The following is a 14,888-nucleotide window of genomic DNA, read 5'->3' on the forward strand; positions in this document are numbered from 1 at the left end:
TGATCCTGCGGAACACATGGCCGCTGTTTCGTATTAGTGTGGTGGATTGCCCATGGCCTGCATCAGGGCCGTAACCTGTTCGGGCTGGGCCTTGAAGAGCGCGACATTGGCGGGATTGGGGCTTGGCATTCCGGCAGGAAGCTGGCCATTGCTGGCGGCAAGAGTCATGCCGAAGGCTGTCATGCCCATCACAAAGCTTTCCGGCGTAAACCCATGGCTTTGCAGGACGGGCGCAAGCCCGGGGATCTGACTGATGCGGCTGATTGTGTCGGCCAGCCCTGTGCCGTGCGAATTGGGGGGCTGAATGTTTCGGGCCTGAAGTTCGGCGATCGTTGCTGCGGCACGGGTCATGAAGTCGGGCGGCAGAGGGTATTGCATGGCGCGCTCCGTATCGGCGCGGACCTGCGGTGGAATCTGTGGAGTCTGCTGCGGTGTTCCCTGAAGCGGTACGCTGCCGTCGATCTGGGTCTGGCTCGTGGTGCCACCCTGAACCGGATAGCCGGGTTGAGCGTAGGTCTGCGCCTGTGCGGCCAGAGGCAGCATTGCGACGGAGACGAAAAGGCCCGCAAGCCCTGTCATGCGGAAAAATGTCATGCCTGCACCCATTCTCCAGCGCGCATCAGCGGCACGCGATTGCCGTTCTTGAGCCCATCAAGATCGATTTTGTCCGAACCGATCATCCAGTCAATGTGGATGAGGGAATCGTTCACGCCCCGCTCCAGAAGTTCTTCCGGCGTCAGACCTTCGATATCGACCATGCACTTCGTGTAGGCTTGGCCGAGTGCGATATGGCTGGATGCATTCTCATCGAACAATGTATTGCGATACAGGATCTTGCTGGCCGAAATGGGCGATGAATGCGGCACGAGGGCAACTTCGCCAATCCGGGCAGCGCCTTCATCGGTATCGAGGATCCGCTTGAGCACGTCCTCACCCTGACTGGCTTTTGCTTCGACAATGCGGCCGTTTTCGAAACGCACCGAGATATCATCTATCAGAGTGCCCTGATGGAACAGCGGCTTGGTGCTGCTGACCTGGCCGTTGACCTTGCTGCGATGCGGGGTCGTGAAGATTTCCTCGGTCGGGATATTCGGGTTGCAGACGATGCCATTTCCGGATTTTTCCGAGCCACCCGCCCAAAGATGTCCGTCCGCGAGGCCGACGGTCAGATCCGTGCCTGGGCCGCTGAAATGCAGGGCATCGAAGCGGCTCTCGTTCATGAATTTCGCCCGGGCATGCAGCGCGGCGTTATGGACGTTCCATTCGGCGACAGGATCGGCCATGTCCACGCGAGACGCCTTGAAAATGCCGTCCCACAGAGCCGCGAGCGCCTCTTCAGGGGGCAGATCCGGGAAGACCTGTTCGGCCCAGGCCGGTGTGGCACAGGCAATAATGTTCCAGTTCACGGCGAACTGGGTAATGATTTCCATCGCCGGACGGTTGGCTTTGGAGCTGGCACGATTGGCGCGTGCGATGCGTTCGGGGTCCTGTCCTTTGAGTAGCGTCGGGTTGGCGCCGGTAATGGCCATGCGGGCGGCGCCTTCACGGAACGCACGCGCCATGCCATCGGCCAGCCATGTGGGGGCAACGTCGAAGGCGTCGTCCGGGGCGTGGATGAAACGTGCGAGTGTGGTTTCATCATCCGCGTACAGGGTCGTCACCAGTGAGGCACCGGCCTTGTAAGCATGTTCCGTGACGCGTCGGACCAGTGCAACGGCGGTAAGGGGCGCGGTGATGAGGAGCTGCTGGCCCGGTTTGATGTTCAGGCCAACGCGGACGGCGACCTCGCCCAGACGGTCGAGCAGTTGTTCGTGCGAAAAGGTGGAGGGAGCGGACACGTTGGACTCTTTCGCAGTGATCATTCTGACTTTCATGGTGTGCCCTGTCGCGTGGAAGTGCAAGAGAGCAGCGCGTGAGGTGACAGGGCTTTGAGGGCGCAGTATCGTGCCGGACATGAAACCCGGACTTCACATTTTCGCTGATCCTGGCATGCCTGACCAGCGGCCTTTCGATGTAGCCGTTGTCATGCCCAGCCTGCTGCGGCCTACTATTGTCCGGGCGGTCCAGTCCATTTTCCGACAGAGGGGGGATCTGCGGGTGCAGATCATGATCGGTCTGGACCGGGCACCGGAAGAGGGTGCGGACGATCTGTTTCAGCGCGCGATCGAAGGGCGGCCACCGGGCTGGGCCGTCGAAGTGCTCTGGCCCGGCTATTCGACGTCGCAACGGCATGACGGGTTTGGGCGCGCGAAGGACGGTGGCGTGTTGCGCAGCGTGCTCAGCCAGCTTTCGAATGCACCGCGTATTGCCTATCTCGACGACGACAACTGGTGGGCGCCCGATCATCTGTCCTCCCTCCTGTCGGCCATCGACGGTCATGACTGGGCGTGGGCGGGCCGTTGGTTTGTGCATCCGCAGACACAAAAACCCATTTGTGAGGATCAGTGGGAGTCGGTCGGGATCGGGGGCGGGATCTTCCGCGAACGTTATGGCGGGTTCGTGGATCCGAACTGCCTGATGCTCGACCGGACACGGGTGCCGAACGTCCTGGACGTTTGGAATCAGCCTCTGGCCGGGGATGAAACTCAGATGACGGCGGACCGCAGTGTTTTCAATGCGTTGATGGACCGACCGGGGAAGCCGACCAGGCAATATACCGCATATTACGTTCTGACCGAGACAGATGGCCTGCATCCGACGCGCTTACGCTTGATGGGGTCGACCTGGGACAAGGCTTCTGCTGAGGAAGATTACGGGGAAGCCGTTCAGGCTTCCTGATGCAGAAAAGCCGATGCGGGGACGAACCCTGCACCGGCTTTTCTGCGGCGTTCGTTACATGGAACGGATCGTATTGCGGCGCGGCGGACGGCGCTGGCGGTCGGACTGGGCGTCCGGATTGGCAGCTTTGGCGGCTTTTTCGCGCGCGATGGTACGCAGTTCGGTTTCCAGCTCGCGAATGCGGCGCTGAATGCTTTCCTTCAGCGTCGGAGACGTGTGGGACTTCATGGAAGCGATCGTTTCCTTGAGGTCCCGAAGCTGCTTTTCCTTTTCGGCCTGATTGCGGCGAATAGGCTGGTTGTCGGACATCTGTCCTTGAAATGCACGCATGTATTCGGTCTTTCCGCATGAAACATCCACAGGCCTCCCGTTCACCCGGAGGGTGGTGGGATGGAGCGCGCAGAAACGCGCCCGTCTGGCCCTGTCTGGCTCATGATTATGGGGGACGGAATATTACCGTCCGGTTAATTCAGGACCGGGGAGAGAGAATGTCCCGCAAAACGTCTGTCAGGCGGGTGCAGGCTTCGTCCGTTCCGATCGAGATACGCAGCCAGTCCTGGATGCGCGGGGTTGAGAGATGCCGGACAAGGATCGCACGCTCGCGCAGTGCTGCGGCGATGGCTCCGGCCTTGTGCTCCGGGTGGTGCACAAGAATGAAATTGGCACAGGACGGCAGGACTTGGAAGCCAAGATTTTGCAGGTCCGGGACCAGACGGTCACGGCTGGCAACTGTGCGCGTCGTGATGTCCGTAAGCCAGTCGGTATCCTGGATCGCGGCGATGGCCCCGGCCTGGGCCGGGCGGGAGAGGGGGTAGGAATTGAAACTGTCCTTGACGCGGATGAGACCCTCGATCAGTTCCGGGGAGCCAATCGCAAAACCCACACGCAGTCCTGCCAGAGCATAGGACTTTGACAGCGTCTGGACCACCAGAAGATTGTCATGACGATGTGTCAGTTCAATGGCAGATCGGGCACCGAAATCAACATAGGCTTCGTCAATGATGACGGTCCGGTCCGGAAAGCGGTTCAGGAGGGTTTCGATCTGCTCCAGCGGCAGGGCGATTCCCGTATTGGCATTCGGATTGGCAACGGCAATGCCGCCGCATTCGCCGGTATAGGCGTCGATGTCGATCGTGAAATCGTCATTGAGCGGGATGTGGCGGAACGGCTGTTCGAACAGGCCGCAATAAACCGGATAAAAGCCGTAGGTCACGTCCGAGAACAGGACCGGCGCGTCGTCATGGAACAGCGCGCGGAAAGCATGGGCCAGCACTTCGTCGGAACCGTTGCCGACGAAAACGCGGTCGGTGGTGGTTCCGAACCGGGTGGCGATGGTGTCCCGCAGGTCTGCTGCTGTCGGGTCCGGATAAAGGCGCAGGTCGTCAGAGGCCACGTCACGGATGGCATCGAGCACTTTCGGGCTCGGACCGTAGGGAGACTCGTTCGTGTTGAGCTTCAGCAGGTCCGCGAGTCTGGGCTGTTCGCCCGGCACATAGGGGTGCAGGCCCTGAACGCGGCGATTCCAGAAACGGCTCATGCGGACACTCCGGCGAACAGGCCGGTCATAAGCTGACGTTCGGCCAGATCGCGGGCGGAGACGCCATCCGCGTCCTTCAGGTCCGGGTTTGCGCCGGCGGCAAGAAGCTTTTTTGCCATGTCTTCGCGGTTGAACATGATGGAAAACATCAGCGGCGTGCGGCCGGCATGATTGGCATGATCCACCTCGGCGCCATGATCGAGCAGAAGTGTCGCGATGTCGCTCAGGCCCTTGAAGGCCACGCCCGAGAGCGCAGTAGCCCCTTTGAGATCGGTGGCTTCCGTGTCGGCGCTCCGGTCCAGCAGCAGGCGCGCGGCATCCGTGTGGCCGTTATAGGTGGCGACGATCAGGGCGGTGTAGCCACGGCTGTCGGGCGTATCAATGGCCATGCCGGCATCCAGAAACTGGGTCAGGAGGTCGGTATCGCCTTCACGGGCCGCGTCGATGAACAGGGCAGTGATCTGGTCTGACGTGAAAGTGACGTTCTGGGCGTTCATGACGGTTTCCACATGGCGGTGTCTCTCGACAGGAGGTGTCAGAGGAGAGTTTAGCTTTTTGTGTCAGTTGGCGGAAGAGTGAGGCTGTCACCGTTTTCGAGGGCTCGGAATGGGCGGCCTGCGGGACGGCAGGCGAACTCCAGACGGGTGGGCGGCTCCAGAATGGCCTCGTCCGTGAGCTGGAACGTCCCGAAATGGATGGGGAGGCCCTGTTTTGCTCCGAGCGTATCAAAAGCCATGAGCGCTTCTTCAGGAGACATGTGAACGCGGCGCATCAGGTTTCGCGGGTCGTAAGCTCCGATGGGGAGGATCGCGAGGTCGATGGTGGGCCAGCGGCGGTGGATCGCGTCGAAATGCTTGCCCCAAGCCGTGTCCCCCGCGAAAAACACGGTGTGGCCGTCCGCTTCGATCGTAAACCCGCCCCAGAGCGCACGGTTGGAATCGAACGGCGTGCGCGCGCTTCCGTGCAGGGCCGGCGTCGCCGTGATGTGGGCGCCGTCATCGGCCATGCCTTCCCACCAGTCCAGCTCGACGATGCGGGGAAGATCGGCCTTTTTCAGATGGCGGCGGTTGCCCGGGAGGGAAATGCAGAGCGGGTCGTCACGTTCGGCCAGCGCCCGCAGGCTCGGCAGGTCCATGTGGTCGTAATGGCAGTGCGAGACGAGGATGATGTCGATGCGCGGAAGGGCGTCCAGCGCGATGCCGGGAGGGCAGACGCGGCGGGGTCCGAAACTGCGGAAGGGGGAGCAGCGTTCGGAAAAAACCGGATCAGTGATGATCCGCAGAGGCGCGCGTCCTGTACGGCCGAACTGGAGCAGAACGGTCGCATGACCGACAAACGTGACACAGCATTCCCCCGCAGCAGGCGTGACCTGAGGGTAGGTTTTCTGCGGGGGAAGGGCGTCTGGCCAGCGTGGTCTGAGCCCCATCTGCCAGCGGAAGATGTTCCTGATCCGCTGCGAAGGGCTGCGGGCCGTCCGGGCCTCGTCCGGGCGCCAGTTTTCGGGGTTTCGGTAATGACGCCCGTCGAAATGCGGCAGGTTGTCATCAAGCACAAGAGCGTGTTTCACAATATGGTTTACCGATCAGCCATTGCGTCCGGCGCGACTTCGCGTCATGCCGTGGCAGCAGAAGGTATGGAAGATATCGTTGCGTTTCTTCCTGTCAGTCACAAGCCGGAGATCCCATTCCGATGAGTACGCTTCCTCAGCTCACCATCAATACGATCCGTACCCTTTCGATGGAAGGTGTCGAGCGCGCCAATTCCGGCCATCCCGGCACGGCCATGGCCCTCGCCCCCGCGATGTATGCGGTCTGGCAGCATGATCTGAAATATGATCCGGCCGATCCGTGCTGGCCCGCCCGTGACCGTTTCGTCCTTTCGGTCGGTCATGCGTCGATGCTGCTGTACTCCACCCTGTTCCTCACAGGCGTGAAGGATATCCAGGATGGCAAGGTCGTTGACGCGCCGTCCCTCACCGTCGAAGACCTGTCGCAGTTCCGTCAGCTGAACTCCAAGACGCCGGGTCACCCGGAATACCGCTTTACCGCTGGTGTGGAGACCACGACCGGCCCGCTCGGACAGGGTTGTGGCAATTCCGTCGGTATGGCGATCGCCCAAAAATGGATGTCCGCGCGTTATGACCGTCCGGGCTTCAAGCTGTTCGACTATCACGTGACGGTGTTTTGTGGCGATGGCGACATGATGGAAGGCGTGGCCTCTGAAGCCGCTTCCACCGCTGGCCATCTCGCACTTGGCAACCTGACTTGGATCTATGATTCGAACCAGATTTCCATCGAGGGGTCGACGGACCTGGCCTTCACGGAAAACGTGGGCAAGCGTTTCGAAGCCTATGGCTGGCATGTCCAGATCCTGACGGACGGCAACGACGTCGAGGCCATTCTCGCTGCTCTGAAGGCCGCCCGTGCCGTGACGGATCGTCCGAGCATGATCGTTCTCAAAACGGTCATCGGCTATGGCGCTCCCAAGAAGGCCGGTACGGCTTCGGCTCATGGCGAGCCGCTGGGTGCGGACGAAATCAAAGGCGCGAAGGCTGCCTATGGCTGGCCGGAAGATGCTCCGGACTTCTATGTCCCGGACGGCGTGAAGGAGCATTTCGCAGAAGGTCTCGGCAAGCGTGGCGCTGAAGCCCATGCGGAATGGCGCGAGCTGTTCTCGGCCTATCGCGAAGCGCATCCTGAACTCGCTGCTGAAATCGACTGCATCATCGAGCATCGTCTGCCCGAAGGCTGGGACAAGGACATCCCCACCTTCGAAGCCGATGCGAAGGGCGTTGCCTCGCGTGCCAGCTCGGGTCAGGTGCTGAATGCGGTTGCGAAGAACCTGCCCTGGATGATCGGCGGGTCCGCAGACCTCACGCCGTCCACCAAGACGGACATCAAGGGCGGCGGGTCTTTCCAGCCGGAAAAATGGAACGGCACCTATGGTGGCCGGAACCTGCATTTCGGTGTGCGCGAACATGCGATGGGCTCCATCTGTAACGGTATCGCACTGTCGGGTATCCGCTCCTACGGTTCGGGCTTCCTGATCTTCTCCGATTACATGAAAGCGCCGATCCGTCTGTCGGCCATCATGGAACTGCCGGTTCTGTATATCTTCACGCATGACTCCATCGGTGTGGGCGAAGACGGACCGACGCATCAGCCGATCGAGCAGCTTGCACAGCTTCGCGCCACGCCGGGCATCATGACGATCCGCCCGTCTGACGCCAACGAAGTGTCCGAAGCCTGGCGCACGCTGATCCCGATGACGCACAAGCCGGCCGTGCTCGCACTCAGCCGTCAGAACCTGCCGACGATCGACCGCACGAAATATGCCTCCGCCGCCGGTCTGGCGAAGGGTGGCTATGTACTGGCGAGCTGTGACGGCAAGCCTGACGTCATTCTGATCGCTTCGGGTTCGGAAGTCAGCCTCGTGGTCGGGGCTTACGAGAAGCTCACGGCGGAAGGCATCAACGCCCGGGTCGTCTCCATGCCGAGCTTTGACCTCTTCGAAGAGCAGAGCCAGGAATACCGCGATTCCGTTCTGCCGCCGGATGTCATCGGCCGCGTCGCGGTCGAGCAGGCCGCAGCGTTCGGATGGGACCGGTATGTCGGCATCGGCGGTGCGATTATTGCAATGAACACGTTCGGTGCGTCGGCCCCGGCCTCCGCACTTCTCACGAAATTCGGTTTCACGCCGGAAGCGGTTCTTGACGCGGCAAAGCGTCAGGCCCTGCGCGGCAAGTAAGGGAGAGATCCTGTGGCAGACACAATCTCCAATACCGGTCTGAACGAAGTCGGCAGCGTGCTGCGCGAGCTTGAGAAATACGGCCAGTCTCCCTGGCTGGATTTCATCCAGCGCAGCTTCACGGAGAATGGAAGTCTCCGCAAGCTGGTGGACGAAGACGGCCTGCGGGGCGTCACGTCCAACCCGGCCATCTTCGAGAAGGCCATCGGTCACGGCACCGAATACGATCCGCAAATCCGCAAGCTGCTGGAAGGCGAGGGCCTTCCCCCCGGTGATCTGTACGAGCATCTGGCGATTGACGACATCCGTTCCGCCTGCGCGGTTCTGTATCCGGTGTTCGAGAAGACCAAGGGGCTGGACGGCTATGTCAGTCTCGAAGTTTCGCCCTATCTGGCATTCGATGCGCACGGGACGATCACGGAAGCCCGCCGTCTGTGGAAAACCGTCGCGCGCGACAATCTGATGATCAAGATCCCCGGCACGTCAGAAGGCACGGGCGCCATCCGCGAAGCCATTGCGGACGGCATCAATGTCAACGTGACGCTGCTGTTCTCGCTGGAAGCCTACAAGGCGGTTCTGGAAGCCTATATTTCCGGACTTGAGGCCCGTGCCGCCCGCGGCGAAGACATTTCGCGCATTTCCAGCGTGGCTTCGTTCTTTGTCAGCCGTATCGACGCCAAGATTGATGGCGAAATCGACCGTCGCATCGCCGCTGGAGATGCAGACGCCGAAGCGCTGAAGGCCGTTCGCGGCAAGGTTGCGATCGCCAACGCCAAGATGGCGTATCAGTATTATCTGGATGTCCGTAACAGCCCGCGCTGGAAAGCACTCGCCGAGAAGGGCGCCAACCCGCAGCGCCTGCTCTGGGCCAGCACCGGCACCAAGGACAAGGCCTATTCCGATGTCCTGTATGTCGAGGAGCTGATTGGCCCCGAGACGGTCAACACCATCCCTCCCGCAACGTTTGATGCGTTCCGTGATCACGGCAAGGCCCGCGCCAGTCTAACGGAAAACGTCGAGGAGGCGCGGCATGTTCTGGCCGAGGCCGAACGCCTTGGTCTGGATCTGGATGGTGTGACGACAAAGCTCGTCAAGGAAGGCTGTGCGTCCTTCAGCGTGTCGTTCGACACGCTGCTGACGGCCGTGGCAACCAAGCGTGAAGCCGTCATTGGTAAACGCCTGCTGCGTGTCAGCGCGGACCTGCCGCCGGAACTGCGTGATGATGTCGCGGGGGCTGAAAAGGACTGGAGCCTGAGCGGCGGTCTTCGCCGGATCTGGCAGAAAGACCCGTCGGTCTGGACGAACGGCCCGGAAGCTGGCTGGCTGAACTGGCTGACGATCGTGCAGGATCGCCTCTGGAACGTTGAGGAGCTGGAAGTTCTGGCCCGCGATGTCCGTAGTCGCGGCTTCAAGGACATCCTGCTTCTGGGCATGGGTGGTTCGAGCCTCGGTCCTGAGGTTCTGGCCGAGACGTTCGGACAGCGCGAAGGTTGGCCGAAACTGCACGTCCTCGACAGCACGGACCCCCAGCAGGTCACGGCGTTCGAGAAAGCCATCGACCCCAAGAACACGCTGTTCATCGTGGCCAGCAAATCCGGCGGAACGCTGGAGCCGAACATCCTGTTCGCGCATTTCTGGCAGGTGGCCGGTCAGGCTCTGGGCAAGAAACCTGGTGACAGCTTCATCGCCATCACCGATCCCGGCTCGCACATGCAGAAAGTGGCCGAGGAAAACGGCTTCTGGCGCGTGTTCTACGGCGATCCAAAAATCGGCGGGCGTTATTCGGTCTTGTCCAACTTCGGTCTCGTTCCGGCGGCAGCAAGCGGCATTGACGTCCGCAAGCTGCTGACGGTCACGCGGCTGATGGTGGAATCCTGTGACGGAAGCGCGCCTCCTGCAGCCAATCCGGGCGCGGTGCTGGGCCTGATCCTGGGTCATGCTGCGCACTGCTTCGGCCGCGACAAGGTGACGATCCTCGCCTCTGACGGCATTGCCTCGCTGGGTGCATGGCTGGAACAGCTCATTGCAGAAAGCACCGGAAAGAAGGGCCTCGGCCTTATTCCCATTGACGAGGAAGAACTCGGCGCGCCGGATGTCTATGGGACGGACCGCATTTTCGTTGACCTTCTGCTGGGCGATGACGTTCCCGACAGCCGTCTTGGCGCTCTGCGCGAAGCTGGTGCGCCGGTCGTCACCATCCGTCTGGCCGATGCGTCCCAGATCGGACAGGCATTCTTCCTGTTCGAATTCGCGACGGCCGTGGCCGGCGCGGTGCTCGGCATCGACCCGTTCGATCAGCCGGATGTGGAATTCAGCAAGCTCGAGACGCGCAAGCTGACCTCCGCCTATGCCGAAACGGGATCACTGCCGCCGGAAACACCGTTCGCCAAGGACGGCCCGCTGTCCTTCTACGCGGATGCGAAGAACACGGAAGCCGCTGGAAGCAAAAGCGATGCGGTCTCCATTCTCAGGACGCTTTTCGATCGTGTGAAGCCCGGCGACTATGTTGGTCTTCTGGCCTATATCCGCCGCGACCAGCAGACGCGGGACTGGGCACAGTCCGTTCGTATGGAGCTCCGGGACACGCTGAAGGTGGCGACAGCCGCCGAATTCGGCCCCCGGTTCCTGCATTCGACAGGCCAGGCCTACAAGGGCGGCCCCGACAGCGGCGTGTTCCTTCAGGTCACGGCAACGGATGCGGCGGATGTGCCGGTTCCGGGTCATGGCTTCAGCTTCAGTGTCGTCAAGGCGGCGCAGGCAAGAGGCGATTTCGAGGTGCTGGCGGCCCGCGGCCGTCGTGCCCTTCGCGTTCATATTGATGGACCGCTGGAAGAGGGGCTGAAGGCTCTGGAAACGGCAATCCACGAAGCACTGGCAGGAGCATAAGTCATGCGGATCGGAATCATCGGACTGGGACGGATGGGCGGCAATATTGCCGTCCGTCTGACGCGCCACGGACATGATGTCGTCGTGCACGACCGTACGCCGGAAGTGACGGCCTCGGTCGTCGGCCGCTGCGAAGCGGGGCGCGCGACGCCCGCCAGTTCCGTGGCCGAGATGGCGAAGCTGCTCGAAGGTGACGAACACCGCGTGGTGTGGGTCATGCTTCCGGCGGGGGCCATCACCGAAGCCTGTGTTCAGGAACTCGGTGGCCTTCTGGGGCGCGGGGATGTCATCATCGACGGTGGTAACACCTATTACAAGGATGACGTCCGCCGTTCGGCCGAACTGGCCGAAAAGGGCATCTCCTACGTAGATGTTGGCACCTCGGGCGGCGTCTGGGGTCTGGAGCGTGGTTACTGCATGATGTTCGGCGGCACGAAAGATACCGCCGAATATATTGATCCGATCCTCAGCGCGCTGGCGCCGGGCATCGGGGACGTGCCGCGCACGCCTGGCCGTGACGCTGCGGGTCACGATCCGCGGGCCGAGCAGGGCTATCTGCACTGTGGTCCCGCTGGTTCGGGGCACTTCGTGAAGATGGTCCATAACGGCATCGAATACGGCATGATGCAGGCCTTCGCCGAAGGTTTCGACATCATGAAAAGCAAGAACTCCCCGGTTCTTGCGGAAAAAGACCGGTTCGAGCTCAACATGGGCGATATCGCCGAAGTCTGGCGCCGCGGCAGTGTCGTATCGTCCTGGCTGCTGGACCTGACGGCCGAGGCCCTGACCCGTTCGGAAACCCTCAACGAGTTCTCCGGCGAAGTCGCGGATTCTGGTGAAGGCCGCTGGACGATCGAGGCCGCCATCGAGGAAGACGTACCGGCTCCGGTCATGACGGCCGCGCTGTTTACGCGTTTCCGCTCTCGGTCCGGCAACAACTTTGCCGAGAAAGTGCTCTCGGCCCAGCGTTTCGGTTTCGGCGGCCACGTCGAAAAGAAATAAGACTGCGCCCCTCATGGGCAATGACTGGCTGGCAGGGTATGGTTTTTGCCATTGCTGACCAGCCAGCCCCCGCAAAGACTCTGACGGGGGTTTTTACAGGGGCTTTTATGTCCGTTGACCTCGACGCCATCCACGCGGACCTGCCGCCGCTGCCAAAGACCATCCGGATGGTCGTGTCCGACATGGATGGCACACTCCTGACGCCAGACAAGACCATCGCGCCATCTACCCTGGCGATGGTGAAAGCGCTTCAGGAACGGGGAATTCCCCTCTGTCTCGCCAGTGCGCGGCCTCCAGCCGCCATGGTACCCTATATCGAGCAGCTCGGTCTGACCGGTCAGAACGCCGGATTTAACGGCGGCATCATCTTCAAACCTGACGGCAGCACGACCGTCAGCCGCGTCCTTGCGCCGGATGTGCTGTCGATCGTGTATGACATGCTGCATCTGCACGGGATTGAAACATGGTTTCTGCGGCAGTCCTACTGGATGGTGCAGGATGCACATACGCCGTTCGTCCAGCATGAGCGGGGCATTACCGGCCTGACGCCAAATCAGGTTCCCGACCTGCGCAGGGAATTTGAGGGCATCGGCAAGGTGATGGGCGTGAGCAGCAATACCAGCCTGTTGCAGGACGTCGAGACCGAACTCGGCGCGATGCTTCAGGGGGATGCAAGCGTGCGCCGCTCTTCCGATATTCTTCTTGATGTGACGCCAGCGCTTGCCAACAAGGGCGAGGCGATCCGCGAACTGGCGCTTGCCCACGGCATTGCGCCGCATGAGGTGGCCTGCCTTGGCGATGCCCATAACGACCTGCCGATGTTTTCTGTCGCAGGGCTGGGAATTGCCATGGGACAGGCTGAAGAGGACGTGAAAGCCGCCGCGCAGGTTTTCACGGACACCAACGAGCGCGATGGCTGGGCCAAGGCTGTCGAGCGCTACATTCTGCCGAGGGTTCCCCATTCATGACGACCGACATTCGTACCGCCACTCTGGAAACCCTCCCTGATTCGGAAGCCGTAGCCCTGCGGATGGCCGATCTCTTCATCGAAGGCGTTCTCGCCAAAACGGATGGCCTGTTCCGGGTGGCGCTTTCTGGTGGCTCCACGCCCAAGCGCCTGTTCGAGATCCTCGCAACGCCTTCGCGGGCAAAGCTGGTTCCGTGGGAGCGGGTCGAGATTTTCTATGGTGACGAGCGCCATGTGCCGGAAGGCCATGCGGACAGCAACCACACGGTCGGCCAGTCCGTCCTGTTGTCGCATGTTCCAGTGCCCGCCAAGAACGTCCATGCCATCCCGACCGGGGATACGGTGGAGGCGGACGCACAGGCTTACGAGAAAACCCTTCAGACCTCTTATGGTGCTACGGAACTCGATCCGAAGCGCCCGCTGTTCGATCTGGTCATGCTGGGCCTCGGCACGGATGGTCATACGGCCTCGCTGTTTCCGGGACAGCCGGTCCTGAAGGAACGCAAAGCCTGGGTCGGAACAGCCGCACCGTCCACCGCGCCTTATGAACGCATCACGCTGACCTATCCCGCTATTCAGTCCAGCGCGCTGGTGGTGTTTCTCGTGACGGGAGCGTCCAAGGTCGAGATGCTGGAGCGTCTGGTCGAAGGCGACAGTTCCATCCCCTCCGCCCGCGTGACGAGCGAAGGCCGGATCGTCGTTCTTGCAGATCGCGCAGCGGTCGGAGAAGGGGCATGACAGTGTCCGATATGAGCGTTCACAAGCGCACCGCGGCGCGTGAAGCGGCTGATATGGTTAAGAGCGGCATGGTCGTGGGGCTCGGAACGGGCAGCACAGCCGCTTATATGATTGAGCGCCTGGGTGAGCGTGTTGCGGAAGGTCTGGAAATTTTTGGCATTCCGACCTCCGATGACAGCGAAGACAAGGCGATCAAGGCCGGAATTCCGCTGACGGATTTCAGCGCGCATCGCCGGATCGACATTGCGATTGACGGGGCGGACGAGGTCCAGCGCGGTTCGCTCAACCTGATCAAGGGTCTGGGCGGCGCGCTCCTTCGCGAAAAAATCGTGGCACAGGCTGCAAAGCGTTTCGTGGTGATCGTTGATGGCACCAAGCCTGTCGATCTGCTGGGAGAGCGCGCGCCTGTTCCCGTGGAAGTCATTTCCTTCGGCTGGGAATGCACGGCCGAACGTCTGGCGGCCTGTGGCGCTCGCGGTGTAAAGCCGAGAGCGGACCGTGCCGGATCGCTGTTCGTGACGGATACGGGCAACATGATTCTGGACTGCCATTTCGGACCGATCGAAAATCCCGAAGATCTGGCGGAGAAAATCGACCGGATCGTTGGTGTGGTGGAGCATGGCATGTTCCTCAACATGGCTTCGGACGTTCTGGTCGCCACCACAGAAGGTGTGGAGCGGTGGGAGCCATGACGGCTTCGGCAGCACGGGTGAAGATGGGTCTGGAGCCGCGTTTTCTCGTTGTCATGGGCGTCTCCGGGACAGGAAAAACGACGATCGCCACCGGACTGGCGACCCGGCTTGGCTGGCATTTTCAGGAAGGCGATGCCCTGCACCCTCCTGCGAATGTTGAAAAGATGAGCACCGGTCGTCCGTTGACTGATGCGGATCGCGCCCCCTGGCTCGCATTGTGCCATGACTGGCTGCGGGCACAGGTCGAGGCTGGCCATGGTGCGGTTCTGACCTGTTCCGCGCTCAAACGCGCCTATCGTGAACAGCTTCGCGCCAACGGGCTACCGATTGAATTCGTGCATATTGACACGTCTGCCACTGAACTTGCGGCGCGTCTGGAGCGACGGGAAGGGCACTTCATGCCCGCCAGCCTGCTGCCAAGCCAGCTCGCCACGCTTGAAGTGCCGGGTGACGATGAGCCGGTGATCCGCGTTTCAGGCGAAAAGCACCCCGACGTGGTGCTGGAGGATCTGATCCGTCATTTCCAGACGGAGGGCTGATC

The 14,888-nt window shown here is 61.4% G+C and carries 14 protein-coding genes; 8 read left to right on the top strand and 6 right to left on the bottom strand.

The annotated features are described in order from the left end of the window. Positions 1-33: 33 nt before the first annotated feature. A complete protein-coding gene (locus tag A0U94_RS02595) occupies positions 34-594 on the bottom strand; it encodes a hypothetical protein (protein ID WP_077803801.1) in 561 nt (186 codons plus the stop codon). Then, a complete protein-coding gene (locus tag A0U94_RS02600) occupies positions 591-1,862 on the bottom strand; it encodes an aminopeptidase (RefSeq protein WP_244178048.1) in 1,272 nt (423 codons plus the stop codon). The genes A0U94_RS02595 and A0U94_RS02600 overlap by 4 nt, the downstream gene beginning before the upstream one ends. Positions 1,863-1,989: 127 nt before the next feature. Here A0U94_RS02600 and A0U94_RS02605 point away from each other — a divergent pair, with 127 nt between their 5' ends. Continuing rightward, positions 1,990-2,778 (top strand): glycosyltransferase family 2 protein, encoded by a 789-nt coding sequence (locus tag A0U94_RS02605; protein ID WP_244178049.1) that lies wholly within the window; start codon positions 1,990-1,992, stop codon positions 2,776-2,778. Between the two features lie 54 nt (positions 2,779-2,832). Here A0U94_RS02605 and A0U94_RS02610 read toward each other — a convergent pair whose 3' ends face one another. From A0U94_RS02610 to A0U94_RS02625, 4 genes are all read right to left on the bottom strand, one after another. Continuing rightward, positions 2,833-3,108 (bottom strand): hypothetical protein, encoded by a 276-nt coding sequence (locus A0U94_RS02610; RefSeq protein ID WP_062029124.1) that lies wholly within the window; start codon positions 3,106-3,108, stop codon positions 2,833-2,835. 139 nt (positions 3,109-3,247) lie between these two features. Next, a complete protein-coding gene (gene hisC, locus A0U94_RS02615) occupies positions 3,248-4,315 on the bottom strand; it encodes a histidinol-phosphate transaminase (RefSeq protein WP_077802353.1) in 1,068 nt (355 codons plus the stop codon). After that, entirely contained in the window at positions 4,312-4,812 is a 501-nt protein-coding gene (locus tag A0U94_RS02620; RefSeq protein WP_062029121.1) for an ankyrin repeat domain-containing protein, read from the bottom strand. The genes hisC and A0U94_RS02620 overlap by 4 nt, the downstream gene beginning before the upstream one ends. A 50-nt stretch (positions 4,813-4,862) precedes the next feature. Further along, positions 4,863-5,867: an MBL fold metallo-hydrolase gene (locus tag A0U94_RS02625; RefSeq protein ID WP_077803802.1), complete on the bottom strand. Its 1,005-nt coding sequence runs from the start codon at positions 5,865-5,867 to the stop codon at positions 4,863-4,865. A 137-nt stretch (positions 5,868-6,004) separates the two neighbouring features. Between A0U94_RS02625 and tkt the strand changes: the two genes are divergently transcribed. From tkt to A0U94_RS02660, 7 genes are all read left to right on the top strand, one after another. Next, complete coding sequence (gene tkt / locus A0U94_RS02630; RefSeq protein ID WP_077802355.1) at positions 6,005-8,062, top strand: transketolase; 2,058 nt, start codon at positions 6,005-6,007, stop codon at positions 8,060-8,062. A 12-nt stretch (positions 8,063-8,074) separates the two neighbouring features. Continuing rightward, positions 8,075-10,948: a bifunctional transaldolase/phosoglucose isomerase gene (locus A0U94_RS02635; protein WP_077802356.1), complete on the top strand. Its 2,874-nt coding sequence runs from the start codon at positions 8,075-8,077 to the stop codon at positions 10,946-10,948. 3 nt (positions 10,949-10,951) lie between these two features. Next, positions 10,952-11,950: a phosphogluconate dehydrogenase (NAD(+)-dependent, decarboxylating) gene (gene gnd, locus A0U94_RS02640; RefSeq protein WP_077802357.1), complete on the top strand. Its 999-nt coding sequence runs from the start codon at positions 10,952-10,954 to the stop codon at positions 11,948-11,950. A 107-nt stretch (positions 11,951-12,057) separates the two neighbouring features. Continuing rightward, positions 12,058-12,918 (top strand): Cof-type HAD-IIB family hydrolase, encoded by an 861-nt coding sequence (locus A0U94_RS02645; RefSeq protein WP_198945512.1) that lies wholly within the window; start codon positions 12,058-12,060, stop codon positions 12,916-12,918. Next, complete coding sequence (gene pgl / locus A0U94_RS02650; RefSeq protein ID WP_077802358.1) at positions 12,915-13,655, top strand: 6-phosphogluconolactonase; 741 nt, start codon at positions 12,915-12,917, stop codon at positions 13,653-13,655. Before A0U94_RS02645 ends, pgl begins: the two co-directional genes overlap by 4 nt. After that, positions 13,652-14,347, top strand: coding sequence for a ribose-5-phosphate isomerase RpiA (gene rpiA / locus A0U94_RS02655; RefSeq protein WP_174694419.1), 696 nt, complete (start codon positions 13,652-13,654; stop codon positions 14,345-14,347). Before pgl ends, rpiA begins: the two co-directional genes overlap by 4 nt. Beyond that, complete coding sequence (locus tag A0U94_RS02660) at positions 14,344-14,886, top strand: gluconokinase (protein ID WP_062029110.1); 543 nt, start codon at positions 14,344-14,346, stop codon at positions 14,884-14,886. Before rpiA ends, A0U94_RS02660 begins: the two co-directional genes overlap by 4 nt. The last annotated feature ends 2 nt before the right edge of the window (positions 14,887-14,888 follow it).

This window comes from Gluconobacter albidus (assembly GCF_002005485.1).
GTDB classification, from domain to species: domain Bacteria; phylum Pseudomonadota; class Alphaproteobacteria; order Acetobacterales; family Acetobacteraceae; genus Gluconobacter; species Gluconobacter albidus.

What these genes read in the sequence shown, in the direction of transcription:
- A0U94_RS02595 (WP_077803801.1), bottom strand. Translation starts at nt 594, where the DNA reads ATGACATTTTTCCGCATGACAGGGCTTGCGGGCCTTTTCGTCTCCGTC.
- A0U94_RS02600 (WP_244178048.1), bottom strand. Translation starts at nt 1,862, where the DNA reads ATGATCACTGCGAAAGAGTCCAACGTGTCCGCTCCCTCCACCTTTTCG.
- A0U94_RS02605 (WP_244178049.1), top strand. Translation starts at nt 1,990, where the DNA reads ATGCCTGACCAGCGGCCTTTCGATGTAGCCGTTGTCATGCCCAGCCTG.
- A0U94_RS02610 (WP_062029124.1), bottom strand. Translation starts at nt 3,108, where the DNA reads ATGCGTGCATTTCAAGGACAGATGTCCGACAACCAGCCTATTCGCCGC.
- hisC (WP_077802353.1), bottom strand. Translation starts at nt 4,315, where the DNA reads ATGAGCCGTTTCTGGAATCGCCGCGTTCAGGGCCTGCACCCCTATGTG.
- A0U94_RS02620 (WP_062029121.1), bottom strand. Translation starts at nt 4,812, where the DNA reads ATGAACGCCCAGAACGTCACTTTCACGTCAGACCAGATCACTGCCCTG.
- tkt (WP_077802355.1), top strand. Translation starts at nt 6,005, where the DNA reads ATGAGTACGCTTCCTCAGCTCACCATCAATACGATCCGTACCCTTTCG.
- gnd (WP_077802357.1), top strand. Translation starts at nt 10,952, where the DNA reads ATGCGGATCGGAATCATCGGACTGGGACGGATGGGCGGCAATATTGCC.
- A0U94_RS02645 (WP_198945512.1), top strand. Translation starts at nt 12,058, where the DNA reads ATGTCCGTTGACCTCGACGCCATCCACGCGGACCTGCCGCCGCTGCCA.
- pgl (WP_077802358.1), top strand. Translation starts at nt 12,915, where the DNA reads ATGACGACCGACATTCGTACCGCCACTCTGGAAACCCTCCCTGATTCG.
- rpiA (WP_174694419.1), top strand. Translation starts at nt 13,652, where the DNA reads ATGACAGTGTCCGATATGAGCGTTCACAAGCGCACCGCGGCGCGTGAA.
- A0U94_RS02660 (WP_062029110.1), top strand. Translation starts at nt 14,344, where the DNA reads ATGACGGCTTCGGCAGCACGGGTGAAGATGGGTCTGGAGCCGCGTTTT.